The organism is Azospirillum sp. OGB3 (assembly GCF_014192915.1).
In the GTDB taxonomy this organism is placed as follows: Bacteria; Pseudomonadota; Alphaproteobacteria; order Azospirillales; family Azospirillaceae; genus Azospirillum.
On sequence record NZ_JACHYN010000013.1, the window covers coordinates 177,483 to 201,845 of the forward strand.

19 protein-coding genes and 1 pseudogene are annotated in these 24,363 nt (G+C 69.1%); 11 read left to right on the forward strand and 9 right to left on the reverse strand.

Annotated elements, in window-relative coordinates:
- Window positions 1-118: 118 nt before the first annotated feature.
- Window positions 119-1,945 (forward strand): IlvD/Edd family dehydratase, encoded by a 1,827-nt coding sequence (locus tag FHW79_RS23180; RefSeq protein WP_183181075.1) that lies wholly within the window; start codon window positions 119-121, stop codon window positions 1,943-1,945.
- A 20-nt stretch (window positions 1,946-1,965) separates the two neighbouring features.
- On the opposite strand, the gene FHW79_RS23185 is transcribed toward FHW79_RS23180, so the two are convergent.
- Entirely contained in the window at window positions 1,966-3,186 is a 1,221-nt protein-coding gene (locus FHW79_RS23185; protein WP_183181076.1) for an alpha/beta fold hydrolase, read from the reverse strand.
- 268 nt (window positions 3,187-3,454) lie between these two features.
- Here FHW79_RS23185 and FHW79_RS23190 point away from each other — a divergent pair, with 268 nt between their 5' ends.
- From FHW79_RS23190 to FHW79_RS23205, 4 genes and pseudogenes are all read left to right on the forward strand, one after another.
- Window positions 3,455-4,528: an aldose epimerase family protein gene (locus FHW79_RS23190; RefSeq protein WP_183181077.1), complete on the forward strand. Its 1,074-nt coding sequence runs from the start codon at window positions 3,455-3,457 to the stop codon at window positions 4,526-4,528.
- A gap of 27 nt (window positions 4,529-4,555) precedes the next feature.
- Window positions 4,556-6,061, forward strand: coding sequence for a tagaturonate reductase (locus FHW79_RS23195; RefSeq protein ID WP_183181078.1), 1,506 nt, complete (start codon window positions 4,556-4,558; stop codon window positions 6,059-6,061).
- 257 nt (window positions 6,062-6,318) lie between these two features.
- Window positions 6,319-7,086: pseudogene (gene modA, locus FHW79_RS32835) on the forward strand (molybdate ABC transporter substrate-binding protein).
- Window positions 7,087-7,089: 3 nt separating this feature from the next.
- Window positions 7,090-7,896, forward strand: coding sequence for an ABC transporter permease (locus FHW79_RS23205; protein ID WP_183181079.1), 807 nt, complete (start codon window positions 7,090-7,092; stop codon window positions 7,894-7,896).
- Here FHW79_RS23205 and FHW79_RS23210 read toward each other — a convergent pair.
- The 4 genes from FHW79_RS23210 to FHW79_RS23225 form a co-directional block, all read right to left on the reverse strand.
- Window positions 7,859-9,133 (reverse strand): hypothetical protein, encoded by a 1,275-nt coding sequence (locus FHW79_RS23210; RefSeq protein WP_183181080.1) that lies wholly within the window; start codon window positions 9,131-9,133, stop codon window positions 7,859-7,861. The two genes, FHW79_RS23205 and FHW79_RS23210, sit on opposite strands and share 38 nt — an antisense overlap.
- Before the next feature lie 73 nt (window positions 9,134-9,206).
- Entirely contained in the window at window positions 9,207-10,244 is a 1,038-nt protein-coding gene (locus FHW79_RS23215) for a polysaccharide pyruvyl transferase family protein (RefSeq protein ID WP_183181081.1), read from the reverse strand.
- 224 nt (window positions 10,245-10,468) lie between these two features.
- The gene (locus tag FHW79_RS23220; protein ID WP_183181082.1) at window positions 10,469-12,001 is read right to left on the reverse strand and encodes a multicopper oxidase domain-containing protein; all 1,533 of its coding nucleotides are present in this window, start codon (window positions 11,999-12,001) and stop codon (window positions 10,469-10,471) included.
- A 74-nt stretch (window positions 12,002-12,075) separates the two neighbouring features.
- Entirely contained in the window at window positions 12,076-12,510 is a 435-nt protein-coding gene (locus FHW79_RS23225; protein WP_247884555.1) for a hypothetical protein, read from the reverse strand.
- A gap of 158 nt (window positions 12,511-12,668) precedes the next feature.
- Here FHW79_RS23225 and FHW79_RS23230 point away from each other — a divergent pair, with 158 nt between their 5' ends.
- Genes FHW79_RS23230 through FHW79_RS23240 form a run of 3 tightly spaced genes read left to right on the forward strand, consistent with a single transcriptional unit; the run spans window position 12,669 to window position 17,659 of the window.
- Window positions 12,669-13,385, forward strand: a complete 717-nt coding sequence (locus FHW79_RS23230) for a TetR/AcrR family transcriptional regulator (protein WP_183181083.1) — start codon at window positions 12,669-12,671, stop codon at window positions 13,383-13,385.
- A complete protein-coding gene (locus FHW79_RS23235) occupies window positions 13,375-14,571 on the forward strand; it encodes an efflux RND transporter periplasmic adaptor subunit (protein ID WP_183181084.1) in 1,197 nt (398 codons plus the stop codon). The genes FHW79_RS23230 and FHW79_RS23235 overlap by 11 nt, the downstream gene beginning before the upstream one ends.
- A gap of 10 nt (window positions 14,572-14,581) precedes the next feature.
- The gene (locus tag FHW79_RS23240) at window positions 14,582-17,659 is read left to right on the forward strand and encodes a MexW/MexI family multidrug efflux RND transporter permease subunit (RefSeq protein WP_183181085.1); all 3,078 of its coding nucleotides are present in this window, start codon (window positions 14,582-14,584) and stop codon (window positions 17,657-17,659) included.
- A gap of 82 nt (window positions 17,660-17,741) precedes the next feature.
- Here FHW79_RS23240 and FHW79_RS23245 read toward each other — a convergent pair whose 3' ends face one another.
- Entirely contained in the window at window positions 17,742-18,590 is an 849-nt protein-coding gene (locus tag FHW79_RS23245) for an SDR family oxidoreductase (protein ID WP_183181086.1), read from the reverse strand.
- 116 nt (window positions 18,591-18,706) lie between these two features.
- On the opposite strand from FHW79_RS23245, the gene FHW79_RS23250 reads away from it, so the two are divergent.
- Window positions 18,707-19,120, forward strand: a complete 414-nt coding sequence (locus FHW79_RS23250; RefSeq protein WP_183181087.1) for a helix-turn-helix domain-containing protein — start codon at window positions 18,707-18,709, stop codon at window positions 19,118-19,120.
- Between the two features lie 71 nt (window positions 19,121-19,191).
- On the opposite strand, the gene FHW79_RS23255 is transcribed toward FHW79_RS23250, so the two are convergent.
- On the reverse strand, window positions 19,192-20,661 hold the full coding sequence (locus FHW79_RS23255) for a catalase (protein WP_183181088.1): 1,470 nt from the start codon (window positions 20,659-20,661) through the stop codon (window positions 19,192-19,194).
- A 115-nt stretch (window positions 20,662-20,776) separates the two neighbouring features.
- On the opposite strand from FHW79_RS23255, the gene FHW79_RS23260 reads away from it, so the two are divergent.
- Window positions 20,777-21,712: a LysR substrate-binding domain-containing protein gene (locus tag FHW79_RS23260; protein ID WP_183181089.1), complete on the forward strand. Its 936-nt coding sequence runs from the start codon at window positions 20,777-20,779 to the stop codon at window positions 21,710-21,712.
- Here the strand turns inward: FHW79_RS23260 and FHW79_RS23265 are convergent.
- Window positions 21,698-22,537 (reverse strand): RNA methyltransferase, encoded by an 840-nt coding sequence (locus FHW79_RS23265; RefSeq protein ID WP_183181090.1) that lies wholly within the window; start codon window positions 22,535-22,537, stop codon window positions 21,698-21,700. The two genes, FHW79_RS23260 and FHW79_RS23265, sit on opposite strands and share 15 nt — an antisense overlap.
- 149 nt (window positions 22,538-22,686) lie before the next feature.
- On the opposite strand from FHW79_RS23265, the gene FHW79_RS23270 reads away from it, so the two are divergent.
- Entirely contained in the window at window positions 22,687-22,914 is a 228-nt protein-coding gene (locus tag FHW79_RS23270; protein ID WP_183181091.1) for a DUF1127 domain-containing protein, read from the forward strand.
- A gap of 8 nt (window positions 22,915-22,922) precedes the next feature.
- Here the strand turns inward: FHW79_RS23270 and FHW79_RS23275 are convergent, their stop codons facing one another.
- Complete coding sequence (locus FHW79_RS23275; RefSeq protein ID WP_247884556.1) at window positions 22,923-24,089, reverse strand: PQQ-dependent sugar dehydrogenase; 1,167 nt, start codon at window positions 24,087-24,089, stop codon at window positions 22,923-22,925.
- Window positions 24,090-24,363 lie beyond the last annotated feature (274 nt).

Here is a 24,363-nt window from a genome sequence, read left to right on the forward strand (position 1 = left end):
TGGTAACGCGCCGGGCGCACCGCCCGGACCACTCCCAACGATGCCCCGAACGAAGCTCCGAACGACCCCCTGCGCCGGCCGACCCCGGTCCGCGCCCCCAACCCGAATTGGTGCCGACATGTCCGATACGAAACCCTCCCCCCAGCACCCGGAAATCGGCTCCGCCCGGCGGCTGCGGTCGCGCGCGTGGTTCGATAACCCCGACAACCCCGACATGACCGCGCTCTATCTGGAGCGTTATCTGAACTTCGGGCTGACGCGGGAGGAGCTGCAATCCGGCGCGCCGATCATCGGCATCGCCCAGACCGGCTCCGACCTCAGCCCCTGCAACCGGCACCATCTGGTCCTGGCCGAACGGCTGCGCGAGGGCATCCGCACCGCCGGAGGCATCGCCATCGAGTTCCCCGTCCACCCGATCCAGGAGACCGGCAAGCGGCCGACCGCCTCGATCGACCGCAACCTCGCCTATCTCAGCCTCGTCGAGGTGCTGCACGGCTACCCGCTCGACGGCGTCGTGCTGACCATCGGCTGCGACAAGACCACCCCCGCCTGCCTGATGGCGGCGGCCACCGTGAACATCCCGGCCATCGCCCTGTCGGTCGGTCCGATGCTGAACGGCTGGTTCCGCGGCGAGCGCACCGGCTCGGGCACCATCGTGTGGAAGGCCCGCCAGATGATGGCGGCCGGCGAGATCGACTATCAGGGCTTCATCGAGCTGGTGGCGTCGTCGGCCCCCTCGACCGGCTACTGCAACACCATGGGCACCGCCTCGACGATGAATTCGCTGGCCGAGGTGCTGGGCATGCAGCTTCCCGGCTCCGCCGCCATCCCCGCCCCCTACCGCGAGCGCCAGCAGGCCGCCTACGAGACCGGCAAGCGCATCGTCGAGATGGTCCGCGAGGACCTCAAGCCGTCCGACATCCTGACCCACGACGCCTTCCTCAACGCCATCGTCGTCAACTCCGCCATCGGCGGTTCGACCAACGCGCCGATCCACATCAACGCCATCGCCAAGCACATCGGCGTGCCGCTGACGGTGGAGGACTGGCAGACCCACGGGCACGATGTGCCGCTTCTGGTCAACCTCCAGCCGGCCGGCGAGTATCTGGGCGAGGACTTCCACCGTGCCGGCGGCGTGCCCGCGGTCGTCGCCCAATTGATGGGCAAGGGACTGATCCGCGAAGGGGCGCCCACCGTCAACGGCCGGACCATCGGCGAGAACTGCCGCCAGCAGCCGATCCTCGACACGCGGGTGATCCACCCCATTGACCAGCCGCTGATGCCCAACGCCGGCTTCGTGGTGCTGCGCGGCAACCTGTTCGGCGCCGCCATCATGAAGACCAGCGTCATCTCCGACGAGTTCCGCGAACGCTACCTGTCCAACCCTCAGGACCCGGAAGCGTTCGAGGGCAAGGTCGTCGTCTTCGACGGGCCGGAGGACTACCATCACCGCATCGACGACCCCGGCCTGGGGATCGACGCCTACACCATCCTGGTCATCCGCGGCACCGGCCCCATCGGCTATCCGGGGGCGGCGGAGGTGGTCAACATGCGGCCCCCCGCCACGCTGATCCGGCAGGGCGTCCATTCGCTTCCCTGCATCGGCGACGGCCGCCAGTCCGGCACCTCGGGCTCGCCCTCCATCCTCAACGCGTCCCCGGAGGCGGCGGCGGGCGGTGGGCTGGCCCTGCTGCGCAGCGGCGACCGGGTGCGCATCGACCTGCGCCGCGGCAGCGCCGACATCCTGATCTCGGAGGGCGAACTGGCCGACCGCCGGGCCGCTCTGGAGGCCGCGGGCGGCTACCCGATCCCGCCGTCGCAGACCCCCTGGCAGGAGATCCAGCGCGGCATCGTCGACCAGCTCGACGAGGGCATGGTGCTGAAGCCCGCCGTCAAGTACCAGCGCGTCGCCCAGACCATGGGCATCCCGCGCGACAATCACTGACGGAAAGGCCGTGCAGCGCGTCAGCCTCCGCCCGCGAACTGGTCATCGAGCCAATCGAGGACGCGGAGGTTCAGGAGGGAGCGGTTGCCCATCTCGCAATGCCCGGCGGCGCCTTCGGCGGCGGTGAAGCGCATCAGCGTCTTCGGGCCGGTGAGCGCGTCGAAGAAGGCCCCCGCACCGGCCGATAGGGCGTCACCCTCCGCCTGGGTGATCAGGGTGGGGCAGGCGATGAGATGCGCCCGTCCCCGCATGGTGAACAATTCCGCGGAGGCGAGGTAGGAGCGCAGGTCCGTGACACCATGCACCCAGAAGCCGCGCTGCACGACCTTCCAATTCAGTTGGGGGTGGCTGCGGATGAAGGCGTCCATGCGGTCGATCACGGCTTGGTCCAGGGCGCCGGGGTCGGCCGCCGCCTCCGGCGCGACGCCGAGCTTGTGCACCACCACGTCGCGGAAGCCGTCGGCGATGCTCCAGGTGCCGGGATCGGCGATCAGCGCCGCGATGCGCGGCTCGCCCGACGCGGCGCGCGGGGCGAGATGCCCGCCAAGGCTCCAACCGCTGAGCGCGATGCGCGCCGCATCGACGAGCGGCAGGGTTTCGGCGAAATCAACCACCGCCGCGATCACCGTTTCCCAGTCCGGCCGCAGCGGGACGCCGTGCTCGTAGAGCATGGCCCCCTGGCCGGGACCGTCGAACAACAGGCTGTGATAACCCCGCCGCGAGGCCGCCACCGCCGACGCGAAATACATGTCGGTGATGGTGCCGTCGTAGCCGTTGGTGAAGACGATCAGCGGGCGGACCCGGGTCTCGAAGCCCTCTGCCGGAATGAAGCGGCCCGGCATCGCCATCCCGCCGAAGGGAACGGCCAGCGGGATAGCCGGGCGCGGTCCGAGCGAGAGCCCCTTGTCGAGCGCTGCCGTCCCTTTGCGGAAGGCGGCGATCAGGCGGGGATCGACGGGCGCGCCGTAGAGCGGGTGGAAGGAGGCGTTGTAAAAGGCGCTCGCCCGCAGATAGAGGGCGCGGGCAGTCGCCTTGCGGCCCTTGACCAGGGCGATGTCGGCCTCGTGCCCCAGCCGGTCGCCCATCGCGGTCCAGGCCTCGTAATAGGCGCCGTCGTCACCGTCGCCTATGGCCTCGGCGACCGCCTTGATCTCGCCGAACTCCGCCCCGCCATAAGGGATGTAGGCGATGGGCCAAGTGCCGAAATCCTCGTGCAGAGCGTCGTGAAAGAGGGTGGTCACGGCTGTCCTCCCCGGTCTTTCCGGCCGGTCCACTGAAGCCCCGGCAACCCTCAATTGTTGCGCGTCGCTGGAACCGGTTCGCCACCACGCAGAAGGTGAGACGCCCGATCGGACGTGACGCTGCCCGGCTGACATTTGCCCATCCCTTCATGTGCGGCAAAAGCGCCCGCTCCGGCGGCGGGCGCTTTTCTCCTTCCGCCCCGATAACTGATATATTAATATATCCAATATCCTTCCGGCATCCTCCGGTCCAAGGGGCACCCACGCCATGACGCCTTATGCCGACCTCCAGCGCGAGGGTTTCCGCGCCACCATTGACGGCACGCCGACCGACCTGTTCACCCTGCGCAACCGCCGGGGCATGGTCGTCCGCATCACCAATTACGGCTGCAAGATCGTCCAGATCCTGGCGCCCGACCGCGACGGCGCCCTCGGCGACGTGGTGCAGGGCTATGAGACGCTGGAGCAAACGATGGCCGGGCAGCCCTCCATGGGCTCCTTCATCGGGCGCTATTGCGGACGCATCGGCGGCGGACGCTTCACGCTGGACGGGGTGGAGCACCACACCGCCGTCAACGCGCCGCCCAACACGCTGCACGGCGGCCAGCGCGGCTCGCGCTTCCGCACCTTCGCCGCCCGGCAGCTTGACGAGACGAGCCTGGAACTGACCTACGTCTTCCAGGACGGCGAGGAGGGCTTCCCCGGCACCCTGCCCGTCCGTCTGGTCTATGCGCTGGACGAGGACAACGCCCTGACTATCGCCTGGACCGCCGTAGCCGCGGACAAGGCGACTGTGGCGAACTTCACCGACCACACCTTCTTCAACCTGTCGGGCGACGCCGGGTCCTCCATCCTCGACCATGTGGCGACGGTCAACGGCAGCCGCTATCTGGCGCTCGACGCCACCGCCGTCCCCACCGGGGAGTTGGTGGACGTGACCGGCACCCCCCTCGACTTCCGCAGCCCCGCCGCCTTCGGCGCGCGGATCGGCGCCGACCACCCGATGCTGACGCTCGGCAAGGGTTACGACCTGCATTACGCGGTGGACAAGCCGGAGGGTGCGCTGGGGCTGCACGTCCGCGTCGTCCACCCCGGCAGCGGGCGGGTGCTGGAGGTCCTCTCCACCGAACCCGGTGTGCAGGTCTACACCGGCAATTTCCTGGACGGCCAGACGCCGCGCGACCTCGGCAAGGGCGGCACGCTCTACACCCGGCACAGCGCTTTCTGCCTGGAGCCGTCGCGCTTCCCCAACGCCGTCAACATCCCGTCTTTCCCCTCCACGGCGCTGGCCCCCGGCCAGTGGTACGCGGGCCGCATCGTCTACCGCTTCGGCGTCGCCTGAACTCCGATTCCCAAAGGACCCTCCGTCATGCCTCTTCTTTCCCGTGAATCGCTCGCCGCCGGCGCTTTCAATGTGGCGCACACGACGGGCGCCCCGCGGCTGCCCGTCACCGTCCTTCAGATCGGCGACGGCAACTTCCTGCGCGGCTTCGTCGATTGGATGGTGGACGTCGCCAACGGCGCCGGGCTGATGAGCGCCGGGGTCGCCGTCGCCCAGCCGCTGGACCAGGGCGTCGCCGGCCTGCTGAACGCGCAGGACAGACTGTACACCGTCCTGCTGCGCGGCATCGAGCAAGGCAAGGAAGTGGAAACACGCCGGGTGGTGAGCTGCGTGTCCGACGCGCTGAACCCTTACGCGGAGTGGGACCGGATGCTGGCCCTCGCCACGTCCCCGGCGCTGCGCTTCCTGGTGTCCAACACGACGGAGGCCGGCATCGCCGACGTGGCGGAGCCCTACACCCCCGGCGCCTGCCAAAAGAGTTTTCCGGCCAAGGTCGCGGCTCTGCTGCACGCCCGCTTCACCGCGCTGGGCGGCACGCCGGAGAGCGGCCTCGTCCTGCTGCCCTGCGAGCTGATCGAGGCCAACGGCGCCAAGCTGAAGCGGATCGTCCTGGCCCACGCCAAGCGCTGGGGCCTGGAATCCGGTTTCGCCGCCTGGGTCGAGGCGCACAACCATTTCCTGAACACGCTGGTCGACCGCATCGTCCCCGGCTACCCGCGCGACGAGGCCGCGGCACTCGCCGCAACGTGGGGCTATGAGGACCCGCTGGCCGTGGCCGGCGAGCCGTTCCATGTCTGGGTCATCGAAGGCCCGGCGGCCCTGGCCGAGGAGTTCCCGCTGCACAAGGCCGGGCTGAACGTGGTCTGGACCGACGACCTGCAGCCCTACCGCACGCGCAAGGTGCGCATCCTGAACGGCGCCCACACGGCCAGCGCGCTCGCCGCCTTCGTGGCGGGGGTGGACACGGTGAAGGGCATGATGGACGACGCCACCCTGTCCGCCTACCTGAACACGGTGATGTTCGGGGAGATCGTCCCCTTCGTGCCCCTGCCGGACGCCGAGCGCCGCGACTATGCCCGCACCATCATGGAGCGCTTCGGCAATCCTTACATCCGGCACGAGTTGATCGCGATTTCGCTGAATTCGGTGTCGAAGTGGCAGGTCCGCGTCCTGCCCAGCCTGAAGGATTACGCGAGCGCCCATGGCGAAGCACCGGACGGCCTGTCCTTCTCGCTGGCCGCCCTGCTGCGCTTCTACAAGGGCACGCCGGCGGCGGACGGCGCCTGCATCGGCAACCGCGACGCCGGTCCCTACCCGATCCGCGATGACGCTGCGGTGCTGGCGGCGCTGTCCGACGCCTGGGCGGCGCACGGCGGTGACCCGGCGGCGCTGGTGGACGCCGTGCTGTCCAACGCCGCGCTGTGGGGCGAGGATCTGACGCGCGTCCCCGGCCTGGCCCACCGCACCGCCGTCCATTTGGCGGTGATCGAGGAGCGCGGGATGCGCGGGGCTTTGGAAGCGCTGGTGAGCTGAGTCGGAAGCCCTCTCCCCTCTGGGGAGAGGGTGGCCCGCAGGGCCGGTGAGGGGGTTGCGCATAGCCGTAAGTCCAGCACACGCGCAACCCCCTCGCCCTACCCTCTCCCCAAAGGGGAGAGGGAACGCACCTTGCCCCAACCGCTATATACCTTCGCGTACAACGGCCTGTTGACAGCGCCCCACCAGCGCAGTATCCGAATCGATACAGCGTCGGGCGAGTCGTCATTCCGCAACGAACCGAAGGAACCGTGTCCATGCGTTTGAAAGCCCTCGCCCTCGCCGTCGGGCTGCTGGCTCTCCAGACCGCCGCCCAGACCATCGCAGCGGCGGCCCAGGACCTCCACGCCTATGTCGGCGCCGGCCTCCGCCCGCCGGTGGACGCGCTGATCGAGGAGTTCCGCAAGGAGACCGGGATCACCGTGACGGCCGAGTATGGCGGGTCTGGCCAGCTTCTCGCCCGCTTCGCCGAGACGCGGACCGGCGACCTGTTCATCCCCGGGACGACCTTCTAAACCGACAAGCTGAAGGAACTGGACGCCGTCGCCGACCTCAAGGTGCTGGTGGTCCACGGTCCGGTGCTGGCCGTGGCGCCGGGCAAGGCCGAGGCGATCCGCAGTTTCGCCGACCTCGCCAAGCCGGGCGTCCGCGTCGGGCTGGGCGATCCGCAGGCGATGGCGCTGGGCCGCACGGCGGAGGACATCCTGGACAAGTCCGGCCAGGGCGAGGCGATCCGCCGCAACGTCACCGTCCGCGCCGCGACCGTGAAGCAGCTCGCCCTCTATGTGCTGGACGGCAACGTGGACGCCGCCATCATCGGCGCGTCGGAGGCGGCGCAGAATCCCGGCAAGCTGTCCGTTCTCGCCGTCCCGCCGGACTGATACGAGGCCGAACACGCCCCCGTCGCCGTGCTGAAGACCAGCACCGCGCCGGACGCCGCCAAGCGTTTCGCCGACTTCCTGGCCTCGGACACCGGCCTCGCCACCTTCCAGCGCTTCGGCTTCCCGCCCGCCCCGAAGATGTGACGGATGGGCTTCACCGTCCTGCTGGCCCTGCCGCTCGCCGTCGTCGCGCTGACGATCGCGGGCGTGCTGGGCGCCCTGCTGGCCCGCCTGCCCCCGGACGATCTCTGGGCCGCCCTGAGCGGGGCGGAAACGCTGTTCGCGTTGCGGCTGTCGGCGCTGACCTCGGTCGCGGCGCTGGGGATCGCGCTGGCCCTCGGCCTGCCGGCGGCCTACCTGATGGCGCGACGGCGTTTTCCGGGGAAGATGCTGCTCGACACGTTGCTCGACGTGCCGCTGGTCATGCCGCCGCTGGTCGCCGGGCTGGGGCTTCTGTTCCTGCTCGGGCGCAACGGGCCGTTCCCGGCGCTGGGAATGGAGTTGCTGTTCTCTCCCGCCGGCGTGGTGCTGGCCTTGGCCTTCGTGTCCACCGCCGTGGTGGTGCGCACCGCAACGGCGGCTTTCCGGTCCGTCGACCGGGACTACGCCGTCGCCGCGCAGTCGCTGGGCGCCGCCCCTTGGGCGGTGTTCTGGCGGGTGGAGCTGCCGCTGGCCGCCCGGGGGATCGCGGCGGGGGCCGTGCTGGCCTGGGCGCGGGCATTGGGCGAGTTCGGCGCCACGCTGATGGTCGCCGGGGCCACCCGCCTGAAGACCGAGACGCTGCCCATGGCCGTCTTCCTCAACATCGCGACCGGCGAGACAGGCGTCGCCGTGGCCTGCGCCATTCTGCTGCTGACGGCGGCGATGCTGATGCTGGTGGCGATGCGACGGCTCGGAGCGCGACGGAACGACAGAATCAGCCGCGGGTCCGCAGCCGGTTGCGGACCCGCTTGAGCGGCTGCTTCAGCTCCATCGCGTCGAGCAGTCCCACCGCCGCCTGCCGCAGCGAGGCGGCGGCGCCCTTCATCGCCCGGACAGGACGGGGCTCGGGAGAGACAAGATCGGAATGGCCAAAATCCGGCTGGATGGCGTGCACCCGCTCCTTCAGCCGCTCCAGCCATTCCCCCTCGACCTCGTGCTGGCGGGCGTAGTCGAGGATCGAGCGGAGTTCCGCCGCCTGCGGTTCGTTGCGCACGGGGATGCCGGCGATGCGCGCGGGGTCGAGCGGCCCGTCGAAGCACTCCGGGGCGGCCACCCCGGCGGCGGCGAAGTTCATTCGGGTGCGCACGCATTTCTCGCAGACGCCGCAGTTCCGGAACTGCTCCGCCCCCTCCCAGCAGACCCGCAGGGAACGCACCGCCTCCGGGTAGGCGGCGACCGCCGCCGCCTTCTCCGTGCGGGAATAGGCGGCCCCGTCGTGCACGATGGAGAAGCCGTCGCCGGACAGCAGATGGTCGGCGATGGGCGTGGTGCCGTAGGGGATGACCAGCGCGTCGTAGGGCTTGGTGCTGCCGATCAGCCCGAACTCGAACTCCGCTTCGTGGAGATGCAGGCAGGCCGCCAGTTCCGCCGCGTGGGAATCCTGCCAGTTTTGGAGATGCAGCTCCTTGCTGTTGGTCCGCACCACGCGCAGGTCCAGCCCGACCCGCTCGCGGAAGGGCCGGGTGCGCTCGACCAGACGCTCGAAATCTTCGGGGCGGTCCAGTTCCACGTCGAAGCCATGCACCATCAGCAGCGCACCGACCGTATGGCGTCGCTCCGGCGGCAGGAGAAGCCGGTGGCGCAGGATGGTGAAGGTGCTGTCCAGCCCGCTGGAATAGGCGGCGATGGCCCGGCGGCCCGGCTTGGGCGCGTTGCGGTCGACGACCGCCTCCGGAATGATCTCCACCGTCCGGTAGCGGTCGGGACGCCAGCGCCGCCACACCCCCTGGAGCGCGTCGATGTTGTGCAGGGCCGTGCGGCTCAGCGGCCCGTGGACATGGACGGGCAGGCCCCGCTCCATGGCGTGGAACAGGACGCCCATGACCGCCCCGTCCATCGGCCGGTCCGCCGCGGTCCCGGCCGGATCCTCGAAATCGTAGACCACGCGGTGCCGGCGGCGGGCGCCGTCCTCGGACAGCAGGACGGTGCGGCGGACCAGACCTCCGCTCGCCGTCTCCTCGACTCCGATGTGCAGCCCCTTGCCCGCCATGCCCGCCGATGCCCTCTTCAGCCCATGTTCCGGGATGACAGACGGATGCGGGGCGCAAACGTTCCCAGGGACCTTACCGTTTCCAATCCGCGAGCCAGCTGTCGATGTAGTTGGTCAGCTTGCCGTAGGAGTTGTCGCGCACCTGCACCGGCAGCCCCATCATCAGCGCCAGCAGCATCCCGTGCAGGCGGTTGGTGACCACGGCGTTGGCCGCACCGAAATGGGCGACGGCCTTGCGGACCAGCCGGTCGCGGATGGGATACCAGCCGCGCAGCGGGTCGGCGGGCAGCGGCACCGCGTCGTCCAGCCGGATCAGCCGGGCGGCCAGCGCGAAGCCGGCAAAATCCTCCGGCCCGCACAGGTCCTCCCAGTCGAAGACCGGCGAGTCCTGGCGCAGCCAATGGCGCCCCGCGCATTCCTGGTCGCGCCGGGCCATGACGAGCAGGGTCGTGTCGTGGGCCGAACGCACCGGCGTCAGCCGGGTCGGATAGCGCGTCAGGTAATGGGCGAGGTCCGGCACCTGGATCGCCCGCTCCCCCAGAAAGGGCCGCACCAGATCGAGCGACGGCGCGTCGCGCGCCATGAAGACCAGATTGCGGTGGGCCGCCCAGCGCTTCATGTCGTGGCGCAGCCGGTCGTGGTCGCGGTAGTAGACGGTCTGCGGCAGCAGCACGATGCGGCTGGATGGAAAGCTCTCCAGCACCTTCTGCCGGAACGTCTCGTGATGGGGGTAGAGGTCGCCGAAATTGCCGCCGCCGTGCAGCAGGATCGCCGCCTGCCCGTCGCGCTGGCGGCGCAGCAGGCGCCGGGCGTTGCCCAGCGTCACCCGCTCGCGGATCTCCACGCCGCCGTCGGCGAACAGCGCCTCCGCCCCCTGGTTGATCAGCAGATCCCCGACGTTCAGATGGACCGGAATGTCCGCATAGACGGCCGGCCCGCTGCCCAGATGCGGAAGCACCAAGTCCCGCACCCGCAGCGACAGCGCCTCCAGGGCCGCAAGATCCGGGTCCAGCCACAGGTCCGCCGCACCGGCGGCATCGCCGGCAGACCCGTCACCAGACCCGGCGGCTGAGCGCCCCCCGGCACCGCCGTCATAACACCACGTATCCATGGCCAATGGCCGCCCCCGCAGAAGATTGGTCCCGGAACATTGGTTGCCGCCCCCGGAGATGGAAGAGAAGTGACACGTCCCGGTCCAATGTGAATGGGAGTGATGCGTGAAAGTTCGCTCCCAAAGGAATGCGTCTGGATTTGCCGGTTTCATCCGTCCGAACCGGCGCGGGGCTTTTGCGGTACCCGTTCCGGCGCGGTCGGGCCGCGCCGGAATCTTCGTGTTCATATGGTTTGTTCGTACACCAATTCGGTCATCATGCCGGTCGCCATGTGCAGAAGGTTGTGACAGTGCAACGGCCAGCGCCCGGGATTGTCGGCGTCGAAGGCGATGGTGGCGGAACCGTTCATCGGCACCAGCACCGTGTCGCGCACCGCCCCGGCCAGCGCCGTCCCGTTGAGTGCGGTCACCTGGAAATGCTGGCCGTGCAGGTGCATCGGGTGGGCCATCTGGCTTTCGTTGACCATGGTGACGGTCACCCGCTGCCCCTTGCGGACGGTCAACGGCCGGTGCTCGCCGAAGGGACGGTCGTCGATGGTCCAGACATAGGGGGCCATGCCGCCGGTCAGACGGATGGTGAAGGCCGCATCCGTGGGGCGCGGCGCCAGGGGGGCGAGCGCCGTCAGCCGCTGCTCCAGCGACAGGTCCACCGGCCCGGCGGCGGCGTCCGCGAGGCCGCCGGTCTTGTTCACCGTGGCGCCGGGGGTGGCGAGGATGATGCCGGTGCGCTGACGCTCTCCTTCCCGCTGCGCCAGGACGGGGAAGGCGCCGCCTTCGGCGGGAAGCTGGACGAGGATGTCCAGCCGCTGCCCCATGACCATGCCGAAGCGCCGCCCGGTCACCGGCTGCACCGGGTTGCCGTCGGCCGCGACCACCGTGCCGTCGAGGGCGCCGAGGTCGATGTGGAAGGCCGTCGAGGTCGCCCCGTTGATCAGCCGCAGCCGGACCCGCCCGCCGCGCTCCACCCGCACCACCTCCGGGTCGTCGAGCGTGCGATCGTTGGCAAGGTAGGCGTCGTACTCCACGTCGTTCAGGTCCATGGCGGCCATGGTCATGCCGCCCATCCCCTTCATGTCCCCCATCCCCTTCATGTCCATGGAGTGGTTCATCATCGGCATGGCGCCGCCATGGCCGCTGCCATGACCACTGTGGCCGCCGCCATGACCGCCACCGTGATTCATGCTCCCATGTTCCATGCCGCCGCCGGTCAGCCCAGCAAGCACCTCGGCGGGGTCCTTGAAGGTGAAGTCATGCAGCAGCACGGTGACCTCCTGCGTGTCCTCGCGCCGGTCTTCGGCGGCGCGGACGATCAGCGGAGCCGCCATCAGCCGCTGCTCCTGGAGGCCGTGGTGCGAATGCATCCAGTGGGTGCCGGGCCGCGGCTCGAAGTCGTAGCTCTGGCTGGCGCCGTCGCGGATCAGCGGGCGGTTCGCGTCGGCAACCCCGTCCTGGGCGTAGGGCGGGGTCATGCCGTGCCAATGGATGATGGCATCCTCCCCCGCCCGGTTCGCCAGATCGACCAGGAAGCGCTGCCCCGGATCGAGGAACAGGCCGGAGGTGCCGTCCGGCTGGCGGATGCCGAAGACGGAGGCGGGCTTGCCCAACACCTCCAGCACCCGCCGCTCGACGGCGAGGCGGAGGGGAGCCGCGGCCCACGCGGGGCGCGCGACTGCGGGAAGAAGAGTGGAAAGGCCGCCCAGCGCGGCGACCGAAGCCGCGGACGCCAGGAAACGGCGGCGGGTCTGAAGACTCGTCATAATACGTTGGTCCGTTCTTGGGAAATGCCGGCCCTTAGCGCGCGGTGAAGGCGCAGCTTGGGCGTGGAGTCCGGTCAAACGGCCATGCGCGGTGGTCTAAGGGCGGGCGGCGGGCCGATCCCCTCCGGCAACAGGCCGGTCGGCCGGAAGGCTGCGGACGCGCGGACCGGCGGCGCCGGAAAGGCCGTTGTTGTGGCAATGCCCGACAGCATCATCGGACAGGCCCCGCCGCAGGACAGCCCGTTCCGGCCCGCGCAGGCGTCGTCCGCCGGCGGCGCGTGGTCGGCATCCCCCACCCAGGCGCCCGCCACTGGCATTGGCGCCGAAGCGGCGGGCGCAGCGTGGCTTTGCTGGGCACCGGCATGAACGTGCGCCTGCGCGGCGGACGGCGCGAACAGCGCCAGCGCGGCCAGCAGCAGCAGCCCCGCCACCAGCCGTCCGATCGGCAGCATCCCGCCAAGGGTGCATCCACCCCGCGCCATCACCGCTTCCCGTTCCTGTGTCGGCATCACACCGCACAGTCTCCACCTTTCAGCGGCGGGAAGGTCAAGCGCTAATTCGCGCCCCGCACACCGCTCCGATGACCAGTATGGACAGCCCGGACGCGCCATGGTATCTCCAGCCCGAACAAAGTGAGTTAGTACTCACTTATGCTATAAGGTTAATCATGGGACGGCTGGACAACTCGGCCCGGCGCGCGGCGATCATCGACGCGGCCCTTCCGCTGTTTGCGCGCAAGGGGTTCGCCGCCACCACGACCAAAGAGATCGCGCAGGCCGCTGGCGTGTCGGAGGCGCTGATCTTCAAGCATTTCCCCAGCAAGGCCGCCCTCTACGAGGCGATCTTCCGCTCCTGCGTGGATGGGGACGAGGATCTGGCGAAGCTGCTGGCGATGCCGCCAAGCACGGAGACGCTCGCCGCCTACGTCCAGGCGATGGTGAGCTGCTACGCCTGCGAACTGCCGAGCGAGCGCGACACCATGCTTCCCCGCTTCCGGCTCTATTTCATGAGCCTGCTGGAGGACGGGGAGTTCGCCCATATGGTGCGCCGCTGGATGTCGGAGCACATCGCGCCCCCCTTCGTGGCCTCGCTGCGCGCCGCCCGCGACGCCGGGGACCTCATCCCCTCGGCCCCGGTGACGGAGAACGCCTTCTGGCTGGCGGAGATGCTGGGATCGACCCTGGCCACCATCCACCTGCCGCCGACGCCGCTCGTCCCTTCCCTGGCCGAGCCACGGCGCACCATCCGCGACGCGGTCGCCTTCATCCTGCGCGGCCTTGGCCTGCGGGAGGAAGCCGTCGCCCTTTACACGCCTTTATTGCATTGCACCCAATCAACAGAACCAGAACCGACCTGTTCGAGAGAGGCTGATCGTGACGAGTGACATCAACCATTCCGGTCACGCGCCAGAGCGGACCACCGCACGCCGTCCGGTCACCCGCGGGCGGCTGGCGTTCCGCATCATCATCATGGCCGTCATCCTGGCCGTGCTGTTCGGCGGCCTGTACGCCTTCAACAACTTCCGCAACAAGGCCATCGCCGACTTCTTCGCCGGCAACAAGCCGCCGCCCACCCCCGTCTCGGTGGCCGAGGCGACGGCGCAGTCCGTTCCCAAATACACCACCGCCATCGGCACCCTGACCGCCAGCCGGCAGGTCACCGTGGCGCCGGAGGTGGTCGGGCGCGTGACCCAGATCTTCTTCGAATCGGGCGCCAGCGTGAAGGCCGGCGCACCGCTGGTGCAGCTCAACGACGCTCCGGACCAAGCCGACCTGCTGGCCTACCGCGCCCAGGCGAAACTGGCCGAGAACAACCTGCAGCGCGCCCGCAACCTGCTGCGCAACCAGGCCGGCCCGCAGGTCACCGTGGACCAGAACCAGGCCCAGCTCGACGAGGCCAACGCCAACATCAAGAAGACCGAGGCGCTGATCGCCCAGAAGCTGATCCGCGCCCCCTTCGACGGCGAGCTCGGCATCCGGCAGGTGAATGTCGGCGAGTATGTCAGCGCCGGCGGCCCCGTCGTCACGCTGACCGACCTGACCAACCTGTTCGTCGACTTCACCCTGCCCGAGCAGGCGCTGAGCCAGATCCGCGTCGGCCAGCCGGTGCTGATCTCCGCCGACGCCGCCCCCGGCGCCAACTTCGACGCGGTGATCTCGACCATCGAGCCGCAGGTCAGCCCGGACACCCGCGCCATCAAGGTGCGCGCCACGCTGAAGAATCCGGAGCGCAAGCTGCTGCCCGGCATGTTCGCCAACATCCGCGTCGTCCAGCCGCCGGCCGCGAACCGCATTGTCATCCCGGAAACCGCGGTGGACTACACGGTCTACGGCGACAGCGTCTTCGTCGTCGCCGCCAAGAAGGACGCCGAGGGCAAGGACGGCCATGTCGCCAACCGCGTCCCGGTCAAGACCGGCGACCGCTTCGACGGCAAGGTGGAGATCCTCGACGGGGTGAAGCCCGGCGACCAAGTGGTGTCCTCCGGCCAGCTCAAGCTGAACAACGGCGCCGCCGTGGTGCCGACGGAAGCGAGCGCGCTGGTGCCGCCGCAGACCGTTCCGCGCAACTGAGGACCCGGCCATGTCATTCACCGACATCTTCATCCGACGGCCGGTTCTGGCGCTGGTGGTCAGCTTGCTGATCCTGCTGGTCGGCGTCCGCTCGCTGACGGACCTGCCGATCCGGCAGTATCCGGAGCTGCAGAACACCGTCATCACCATCACCACCTCCTACGCCGGCGCCTCCCCCGACCTGATGCAGGGCTTCATCACGACGCCCATCGAGCAGGCGGTGGCGACGGCGGAAGGCATCGACTACATCACCTCCTCCTCCACCCAGGGGGTGAGCCTCGTCACCGCCTACATCCGGCTGAACTTCAACCCGAACGTCGCGATGACCGACGTGATGTCGAAGGTGCAGCAGGTCAAATACCAGCTTCCGCGCGAGGCCAACGACCCCGTGATCCTGAAGTCCACGGGCGAGACGACCTCCATCCTCTACATGGGCTTCGCCAGCCCGGAGCTGTCCGGGGCGGCCATCTCCGACTATCTGACGCGCGTGGTGCAGCCGCTGCTGTCCACCGTGTCCGGCGTCGCCGAGGCGCAGATCCTGGGCGGGCAGACCTTCGCCATGCGCGTCTGGCTCGACCCCGACCGGATGGCCGCGCGCAACATCGCCGCCGCCGACGTGCGGGCGGCAATCCAGGCCAACAACTACCAGTCCGCCCCTGGACAATCGAAGGGCGTCTTCGTCGTCTCCAACATCACCACCAACACCGGCCTGACCGACGTCGAGCAGTTCCGGCAGATGGTGGTGAAGTCCAAGGACGGCGCGCTGGTCCGCATGAAGGACATCGCCGAGATCGAGCTGGGCGCGCAAAGCTCCAACGCCAGCGTGTCGATGAACGGCCAGCAGGCGATCTTCATCGGCATCAACTCCACGCCGACCGGCAACCCGCTGACCATTGTGGAGGACATCCGCAAGCTGGTGCCGGAGCTGGAGCGCAACCTGCCGCCGTCGCTGAAGATGGAGATCGTCTACGACTCCACCCGCTTCATCCAGGCCTCCATCGACGAGGTGCAGAAGACGCTGCTGGAGGCGGTCGGCATCGTCATCGTGGTGATCTTCCTGTTCCTGGGCTCCTTCCGCTCGGTGCTGATCCCCATCGTGACCATCCCGCTGTCCATCGTGGGTGCGGCGACGATCATGCTGGCGATGGGCTTCAGCCTGAACCTGCTGACGCTGCTCGCCATGGTGCTGGCCATCGGCCTCGTGGTGGACGACGCCATCGTGGTGGTGGAGAACGTCCACCGCCACCTGGAGGAGGGAAAGTCACCCGTCGAGTCCGCGCTGATCGGCGCGCGGGAGATCATCGGGCCGATCATCTCGATGACCATCACGCTGGCCGCTGTCTACGCGCCCATCGGCTTCCTCGGCGGCCTGACCGGCGCGCTGTTCCGCGAGTTCGCCTTCACCCTGGCGGGATCGGTCATCATCTCCGGCGTGGTGGCGCTGACGCTGTCGCCGATGATGTGCTCGCTCCTTCTGACCCGCGACATGAACGAGGGGCGCTTCGCCCGCTTCGTCGACCGGACCTTCGACAAGCTGTCCGGCTGGTACGGGCGGCGTCTGGCCGGCGCGCTGGACTACCGGGCGGCGACCCTGCTGTTCGGCTTCGGCGTCCTGCTGAGCGTCGGCTTCCTCTTCGCCAACACCATGTCGGAGCTGGCGCCGGAGGAGGACCAGGGCATCCTGTTCGGCATCACCAAGGGGCCGCAGTACGCCAACCTCGACTACATGGACGCCTACGGGCGCGAGATGGACGAGGTGTTCACCCACTACCCGGAGACCGACACCCGCTTCGTGCTGAACGGTCTGCCGACCCTGACCCAGGGCTTCGCCGGCATGATCCTGAAGCCGTGGGACGAGCGCACCCGCAGCGCCAAGGAGCTTCAGCCGCTGGTCCAGGCCGATCTCGGCAAGGTGGCCGGCACGCAGGTGTTCCTGGTGTCGCCGCCGGCCCTGCCCGGCTCCACCGGCGGCCTGCCGGTGCAGATGGTCATCAACAGCCCCGGCGACTACCAGACCATCTTCAACGCCATGGAGCGGATCAAGGCCGCCGCCATGGAAAGCGGCATGTTCATCGTCACCGACAGCGACCTGCAGTTCAACAGCCCGGTCGTCCGGCTGCACGTCGACCGCTCCAAGGCGGCGGACCTCGGCCTGTCCATGCAGTCGATCGGCGACACGCTGGCGGTCCTGGTCGGCGGCAACTACGTCAACCGCTTCAACCTGAACGGCCGCTCCTACGAGGTCATCCCGCAGGTGCCGCGCGACAAGCGCCTGACGCCGGAGACGCTGACCCGCTACTACGTCACGGCGGGCAACGGCGCGCAGATTCCGCTGTCCACCGTCGTCTCGATCGAGATGGCGACGGAGCCGAACGCCCTGACCAAGTACAACCAGCTTCCCTCCGCGACCTTCTCCGCGGTGCCGATGCCGGGCGTGACGATGGGCCAGGCCGTGGAGTTCCTGGAACGGCAGGCCCGCGAGGTTCTGCCCGCCGGCTTCGGTCACTCCTACCTGTCGGAGTCGCGCCAGTACGTGACCGAGGGCAGTCAGCTCATGGTCACCTTCGTCTTCGCGCTGGTGGTCATCTATCTGGTGCTGGCCGCGCAGTTCGAATCGCTGCGTGACCCGCTGGTGATCCTGATCTCGGTGCCGATGTCGATCTGTGGGGCGCTGCTGCCGCTGTTCTTCGGCCTGTCCACCATGAACATCTACACCCAGGTGGGCTTGGTGACGCTGATCGGCCTGATCAGCAAGCACGGCATCCTGATGGTGGAGTTCGCCCGCGAGATGCAGATCAACGAGCGGGTGGACCGCCGCACCGCCATCGAGCACGCGGCCCGCGTCCGCCTGCGCCCGATCCTGATGACCACGGCGGCGATGGTGGTGGGCCTCCTGCCGCTGCTGACCGCCGCCGGCGCCGGTGCCGCCAGCCGCTTCTCCATCGGTCTGGTGATCGTGTCGGGCATGCTGATCGGCACGCTGTTCACGCTGTTCGTCCTGCCGGCGGTCTACACCGTGCTGGCCAAGGACCACTACGCGGCGTCGGTCTCCCGCCGCGCGCGGGAGATCGCGGCGGCCTCGCAGTAAGCGTCGTCAGACCGTAGCCTCTCAAAAAAAGACCCCCTCGCCTTGCACGGGCGAGGGGGTCTTTTTCTTTGCCGGCCCGCCCTTATCGGGGCAAGGCGGCGGCCACGGCGGCGGACAGCGGCGTGGTCGGGCGCCCGATCAGCGCCGACAGCTGGCGCCCGTCGTCGAACAGCGCGCCCTTCGACGCGTCGGCGTCCCAGGAGGCGATGCCCTTCGCGAAGGCTTCCGGAAGGCCGAAACCGGCAAGGATGGCCGCGTAATCCGCCTCCGGCAGGTTCCGGTAGGGGATGTCCTTGCCGGACTGGCGGGAGATTTCCGCGGCGAGGTCGGCCAGCGTCACGGCCTCGTCCCCGGCCAGCTCGTAGGTCTTGCCCTCATGGCCGCTGCCGGTCAGCACCGCCACCGCCGCGTCGGCGTAGTCGGCGCGCGTGGCCGAGGAGATCCGCCCGTCGCCGGCGCTGCCGATGAAGGCGCCCCCGGCCAGCGCGGCGCCGACCGAGCCGGTGTGGTTCTCGGTGTACCAGCCGTTGCGCAGGATCGTGAAGGGGATGCCCGACGCCGTGATGTCCTCCTCGGTCACCCGATGCTCCTCGGCGAGGCTCAGCGGCGAGCGGTCGGCGTGGAGCAGGCTGGTGTAGACGATCCGGCCGACGCCCGCCGCCTTGGCGGCGTTGACGACGTTGCGGTGCTGCGCCGCCCGCTGCCCGATCTCGTTCGATGAGATGAGCAGCAGCGTGTCGACGCCGGACAGCGCGCGGGCGAGCGCGTCGGGGTTGCCGTAGTCGGCCTCGCGGGCCTCGACCCCCAGGTCGGCGGCCTTGGCGGGGGAACGCACCAGGGCGACGATGCCGGAGGCCGGAACCGTCTCCTTCAGGCGGGCGATGACGAGGCGGCCAAGCTGGCCGGTGGCACCGGTGACGGCGATGGTCATGGTCGGGTGTTCCGTTTGCGGTTGGGTGGTGACCACCTACCTAAGCCACTTGCTTACTTTTCGTAAGTACGTACATAAATGTAAGTGTGAAGAATCCTGGCGGGAGAAGGACGGCCATGCCGGAACCGGACGATGACTACATTCCGCTGCCGCTGTCGGAGCGGATGCAGCGCGGCGACCTGATGGCCGCGGCCTGCCCCTCGCGGGAGGTGCTGAAACATGTCACCAGCCGCTGGGGCGTGCTGGTGCTGATCGCCCTGGAAAGCGGAACGCTGCGCTTCAGCGAACTCCGCCGCACCATCGGCGGGGTCAGCGAGCGGATGCTGGCCCAGACGCTGCAATGGCTGGAGGGCGACGGGCTGGTCAAGCGCACCGCCCACGACGTGGTGCCGCCCCATGTCGACTACAGCCTGACGCCGCTGGGGCGGGAGGCCGCCGAGAAGGTGCGCCTCCTCGCCGACTGGATCGAGTTCAACCTGCCGCGGATTGCCGAGGGCTGGGCGAATCGGCAAAACGCCTCCACGGACTGATCCGTCCTACAAAAAAAGCCGCCGGACGCGAGGGGATGCGTCCGGCGGCGCCAAGTGTTCGGGAGTTGGGCTCAGCCGGCCACGGCGGCCTCTTCAGGCTGTGCCGCCACCGTCACCCCCAGCCGCTTCGCGACGCCCGCGCCATAGGCGGGGTCCGCCGCGAAGAAGTGCACCAACTGCCGCCGCTGGATGAAGCCCGGCGCCTCCCCCAACGAGTTGGCGATGGTGTCCATCAACCGCTCCTGCGCCTCCGCCCCGATCAGGCGGAACAGCGCGCCGGCCTGGGCGTAGTCGTCGTTGCCCTCGCGGTGGTCGTAACGGGCAGCGTCACCGGAAATGCGCAGTGGCGGTTCGGCCACCGCGCGGTTCTGCACCGGCCCGCCGAAGCTGTTCGGCTCGTAGTTCGGGCTGCCGCCGCCGTTGCCGTCGAAGCGCATGGCCCCGTCGCGCTGGTGGTTGCGGACCGCCGCGGCGTGCGGGCGGTTGACGGGCAGCGCCTGATGGTTGGCGCCCAGCCGGTAGCGGTGCGCGTCGGCGTAGGCGAACAGGCGGCCCTGCAGCATCTTGTCCGGGCTGAAGGAAATGCCGGGCACCACGTTGGCCGGGCTGAAGGCGGCCTGCTCGACCTCCGCGAAGAAGTTCTCCGGGTTGCGGTTCAGCACCATCTCGCCGATCTCGACCAGCGGGTAATCGGCGTGCGGCCACACCTTGGTCACGTCGAACGGGTTGATGCGGTAGGCGTCGGCCTCCACCTCCGGCATGATCTGAACCGAGACGGTCCAGGCCGGAAAATCACCGTCGCGGATGGCGGCGAACAGGTCGCGGGTGGCGTGGTCGGGATCGACGCCGGCCATGCGCACGGCCTGCTCCGCCGTGAAGTTCTGGATGCCCTGGCGGGTCTTGAAGTGGACCTTGACCCAAAAGCGCTCGCCCGCCGCGTTGATCCACGAGAAGGTGTGGCTGGAGAAGCCGTCCATGTGGCGGTAGCCGCGCGGCGTGCCGCGGTCGCTGAACAGGATCGTCAGTTGGTGCATCGTCTCCGGCGACAGCGAGAAGAAGTCCCAGACCGCGGTCGGGTCCTTCAGGTTGGTCGCCGGGTTGCGCTTCTGCGTGTGGATGAAGTCGGGGAATTTCAGCGGGTCGCGGACGAAGAAGACCGGCGTGTTGTTGCCGACCAGATCGTAATTGCCGTCCTCGGTGTAGAACTTGACGGCGAAGCCGCGCGGGTCGCGCTCGGCGTCGGCGGAGCCCTTCTCGCCGCCGACGGTGGAGAAGCGCAGGAACACCTCCGTCTCCTTGCCGACCGCCGACAGGAATTTGGCCGCGGTGTAGGGCGTCACGTCGCGGGTCACCCGGAAGACGCCGTAGGCGCCGGCCCCCTTGGCATGGACCACCCGTTCCGGAATGCGCTCACGGTTGAAGTGGGCCAGCTTCTCGATCAGGTGGAAATCCTGCATCAGCACCGGGCCGCGCGGGCCGGCGGTCAGCGAATTCTGGTTGTCGGCGACGGGGATGCCGGCGGCAGTGGTCAGGGTGCTCATGGCTCAACTCCTTGCGTTTCTTATCAGTTGCCGCGTCCGCTTTGCCCCCTGGTTATCCCGCCGCTTCGTTGATATATCCAAGACATCGTTTCAAATGCTTCGATAGTCTGAACCTATGAATCTCGCCGGTCTGTCCCTTCGCGATCTGGAGTATGTGGTGGCGGTGGCCGAGCAGCGGCATTTCGGCAAGGCGGCGGAGCGCTGCTCTGTCAGCCAGCCGTCGCTGAGCGCGCAGATCCGCAAGCTCGAAGACCTTCTCGGCATCCCCCTGTTCGAGCGGACGAGCCGCCGCGTGCTGCCCACCCCACAGGGCGAGGTGGTGATCCGCCAAGCCCGCGTCGTCCTGGAGGAGGCGCGCCGCCTGCTGGCGCTGGCCCGCGGGACGGCGGGAGCCCTGCACGGTCCGCTCGCCATCGCGGCGATCCAGACGCTGGGGCCGTACCTGTTCCCCCATGTCCTGCCGGCGATGCGTCGGCACCTACCCGACGTCCAGCTCGTCCTGTCCGAAGGCCGCACCGACGGCCTGCTGGAGGAGTTGCGCGAGGGTCGGCTGGACGCGGTCCTGCTCGCCCTGCCCGTCGAGGCGGAGGGGCTGACCTGCGACGCCCTGTTCTTCGAACCCTTCGTGCTGGCCCACCCCGCCGGCCACCGGCTGGAAAGCCTGCCCTCCATCGCCCTGGCCGACCTCGACCCCGGCGAGTTGGTGCTGCTGGAGGAGGGGCATTGCCTGCGCGATCAGGCGCTGGCCGCCTGCGGAGCCACCACCCGCGGCATGCGCCACGCCACCGGGCTGGAAACGCTGCGCCACATGGTCGCCAGCGGCACCGGCTACACGCTGATGCCGCAGCTGGCCACCGGACATGGGGAGGCGGCGACGGTTGGCGGCTTGGTCGCCTACCGCGATTTCCAAGACGACCCGCCGGGCCGGGTCATCGGCTTGGTCTGGCGGGCCAGCGACCCGCGCGCCGCCGGCTTCCGCGCGCTTGCCCGGAGCCTGCGCGAGGCCACCCCGCCCGGCCTGCGCCGGATCGACGGCTCAGCCGACGCCTGACTCCGGCCCCGCCATGAAGGCGAGGTGGTGCAGCACGATCCCGCTGGTGGTGGCGACGTTCAGGGAATCGAAATCCGGTGCCATGGGGATGCGCACCGTCCGCGTCCGCACCAGTACGGAGGCCGGCAGCCCCGGCCCCTCCGACCCCAGAAGCAGCGCCGCGCGCTCCGGTCGGCGCAGAGCCGCCAGAGGGACCGCTCCCGCCGGGCTCAGCGAGAGGACAGCGAAACCGTGCCGCTCCAGCAGGGCGACCGGATCGGTTCCCGCCGGAATCCGCAAGAAGGGCACCCGCAGCGCCGCCCCGACCGACACGCGGATCGCCTTGCGGTAGAGCGGGTCGCAGCAGCCGGAATCGAGCAGGACCGCGTCCACCCCGAAGGCCGCCGCGTTGCGGAAGATGCCGCCCACATTGTCGTGGTTGCCGATCCCGCAAAGCACCAGCACGGTTGCCCGCGGCCCCAGCCCGGCGAGCAGGGCGTCCGGTTCCGGCATCGGCGCCGCTTGCCCCAGCCCAAGGATGCCGCGGTGCAATGGAAAGCCGGCGATGGCGTCCAGCACCTCCTGCCGGGCGCTGTAGACCGGCACTCCCGCGGGCAACGCCTCCAGCATCGGCGCCAGCCCGGCGATCCGCTTGTCGGCGATCAGCAGCGACAGCGTCTCATGACGCGAGGCGGTCAGCAGGGTCCTCAGCACCACCGCCCCTTCGGCGATGAAGCGCCCTTCCCGCCCCACGAGGTCGCGCTCCTTCACGTTGCGGTAGGGGGCGATCCGCGGGTCGTCCGGGTCGTCGACGGGGATGATGCACGGGGGAGTGATGGCTGGCATGGATGCCTGTGTAGCGCCCCTGCCGTCCCATCGGAAGTCCGGAAAGCGCGGGGCCGGTGTGAAGGGGGCCACTTCCCCACCGGCCAAAGCCCGCTAGACAGGACCGGCAACGCGGGGCGGCAGTCCCCGCCCGAACGGAGGAATCGCCCATGCCGACCCTGTCCACCGTCCGCGCCTTCGGCGCAACCCTGCCGAAGTCGCTCACCGCCACCTTGCTGGGCATCTGCCGCAAATTGATGGAGCGCCGGCCCCGGCGGACCGCCGTCGCCCCCGACCGCCTTGACGACCGATTGCTGAGGGACATCGGCGTCAGCCGCAGCGACCTGATGGCCGCGGAGCGCCTGAAGAAACCGCACCGCCGCCGCAATGGCCGCTGAACCGATGCTTACGATTTACCCGCCGGAGTCACCCGCAGGATCTCGCCCCGGTTCTCGTCGGTCAGCAGATAGAGCGCGCCGTCGGGACCCTGGGTGACCTGCCGGATGCGCTTGCCGAGATCGCGGAACATGCGCTCCTCGTGCTTGACCTTGTTGCCGTCGAGTTCGAGCCGCACGACCTCCTTGGTCGCCAGCCCGCCGTTGAACAGGCTGCCCTTCCAGCCCGGCACCGTGTCCGCCGTGTAGAAAGTCATGCCGGAGGAGCCGATGACCGGAGTCCACTGATACACCGGCTCCTCCATCCCGGGGGCGCTCGACTTGCCCGTCCCGATCGGCGTTCCGTTGTAGTTCACGCCATAGGACACCACCGGCCAGCCGTAATTCTTCCCCGGTTCCGGCACATTGACCTCGTCGCCGCCGCGCGGCCCGTGCTCGTTGATCCACAGCGCACCGGTCTGCGGGTTCAGCGCCGCGCCCTGGATGTTGCGGTGGCCATAGGACCAGATTTCCGGGAGCGCACCGGAGCGGTTCACGAAGGGGTTGTCGGCGGGCACGGAACCGTCGCGGTTGATCCGCACCACCTTGCCCAGATGCGAGTCGAGGTCCTGCGCCTGCGTCCGGAACCGCTCCAGCGAGCGTTCCCCCAGCGTCACGTAGAGGTGGCCCTGCCGGTCGAAGACCAGCCGGGACCCGTAGTGCATGCGGCTTTCCACCTTGGGCTTCTGCGAGAAGATCACCCGAACATCGGTCAGGGCAGTGCCGTCGGCGTTCAGCGCGCCGCGCGCCACGGCGGTGGAGTTGGTGCCGTCCTCCGTCCCGGGTTCGGAGAAGCTGAGATAGACGAGGCGGTTCTGCGCGAAATCCGGGTCCAGCGCCACGTCGAGCAGGCCGCCCTGCCCGCGGTCGTCAACCTTCGGCACACCTTTCACCGGAGGGGACACGCTCCCGTCCGACGCCACGATGCGCAACCGGCCATCCTTTTCGGTCACCAGCATCCGCCCGTCGGGCAGGAAGGCCAGACCCCAGGGGTGGCTGAGGCCGCTGGCGACGGTCTTCACCGACACCATCGCTTTTTCGGTTTTGAAGACCTTGTCCACGGCGCTCGCGTCGGTGACGCTCAGGCAAGCCGCAAGGGTGGTGGCGGTCATCAGGGCGGCGGTTCGGCCCATGCGCATTCCTTGTCCTCCCGCATCGTCGCTGTCGATGGGTAGGTGGGGGCACCACGGCCACGAACAAGACGCCCGGCCCCACATCATCCCCATTCTGCCCCCCTTTAGTCCCCTCCCCCGCCGGCGGCGGGGGAGGGCTAGGGAGGGGGCTCGTCTCCAACGCCCCGAACACGACGAAAAGCCGACGCTTCCCGCAGGGGAAAGCGCCGGCCTTGCCGTTCATGAAGCCGATTGTCAAGCGTGTTTGAAACCGTATCGTCCAAGTCCTGGGTGGCTTGGC

Excerpts from the sequence above, each read along its gene's own strand:
- FHW79_RS23180 (WP_183181075.1), top strand. The coding sequence starts at position 119 with ATGTCCGATACGAAACCCTCCCCCCAGCACCCGGAAATCGGCTCCGCC.
- FHW79_RS23190 (WP_183181077.1), top strand. The coding sequence starts at position 3,455 with ATGACGCCTTATGCCGACCTCCAGCGCGAGGGTTTCCGCGCCACCATT.
- FHW79_RS23195 (WP_183181078.1), top strand. The coding sequence starts at position 4,556 with ATGCCTCTTCTTTCCCGTGAATCGCTCGCCGCCGGCGCTTTCAATGTG.
- FHW79_RS23205 (WP_183181079.1), top strand. The coding sequence starts at position 7,090 with ATGGGCTTCACCGTCCTGCTGGCCCTGCCGCTCGCCGTCGTCGCGCTG.
- FHW79_RS23210 (WP_183181080.1), bottom strand. The coding sequence starts at position 9,133 with ATGGCGGGCAAGGGGCTGCACATCGGAGTCGAGGAGACGGCGAGCGGA.
- FHW79_RS23215 (WP_183181081.1), bottom strand. The coding sequence starts at position 10,244 with ATGGATACGTGGTGTTATGACGGCGGTGCCGGGGGGCGCTCAGCCGCC.
- FHW79_RS23220 (WP_183181082.1), bottom strand. The coding sequence starts at position 12,001 with ATGACGAGTCTTCAGACCCGCCGCCGTTTCCTGGCGTCCGCGGCTTCG.
- FHW79_RS23225 (WP_247884555.1), bottom strand. The coding sequence starts at position 12,510 with ATGCCGACACAGGAACGGGAAGCGGTGATGGCGCGGGGTGGATGCACC.
- FHW79_RS23230 (WP_183181083.1), top strand. The coding sequence starts at position 12,669 with ATGGGACGGCTGGACAACTCGGCCCGGCGCGCGGCGATCATCGACGCG.
- FHW79_RS23240 (WP_183181085.1), top strand. The coding sequence starts at position 14,582 with ATGTCATTCACCGACATCTTCATCCGACGGCCGGTTCTGGCGCTGGTG.
- FHW79_RS23245 (WP_183181086.1), bottom strand. The coding sequence starts at position 18,590 with ATGACCATCGCCGTCACCGGTGCCACCGGCCAGCTTGGCCGCCTCGTC.
- FHW79_RS23250 (WP_183181087.1), top strand. The coding sequence starts at position 18,707 with ATGCCGGAACCGGACGATGACTACATTCCGCTGCCGCTGTCGGAGCGG.
- FHW79_RS23255 (WP_183181088.1), bottom strand. The coding sequence starts at position 20,661 with ATGAGCACCCTGACCACTGCCGCCGGCATCCCCGTCGCCGACAACCAG.
- FHW79_RS23260 (WP_183181089.1), top strand. The coding sequence starts at position 20,777 with ATGAATCTCGCCGGTCTGTCCCTTCGCGATCTGGAGTATGTGGTGGCG.
- FHW79_RS23265 (WP_183181090.1), bottom strand. The coding sequence starts at position 22,537 with ATGCCAGCCATCACTCCCCCGTGCATCATCCCCGTCGACGACCCGGAC.
- FHW79_RS23270 (WP_183181091.1), top strand. The coding sequence starts at position 22,687 with ATGCCGACCCTGTCCACCGTCCGCGCCTTCGGCGCAACCCTGCCGAAG.
- FHW79_RS23275 (WP_247884556.1), bottom strand. The coding sequence starts at position 24,089 with ATGCGCATGGGCCGAACCGCCGCCCTGATGACCGCCACCACCCTTGCG.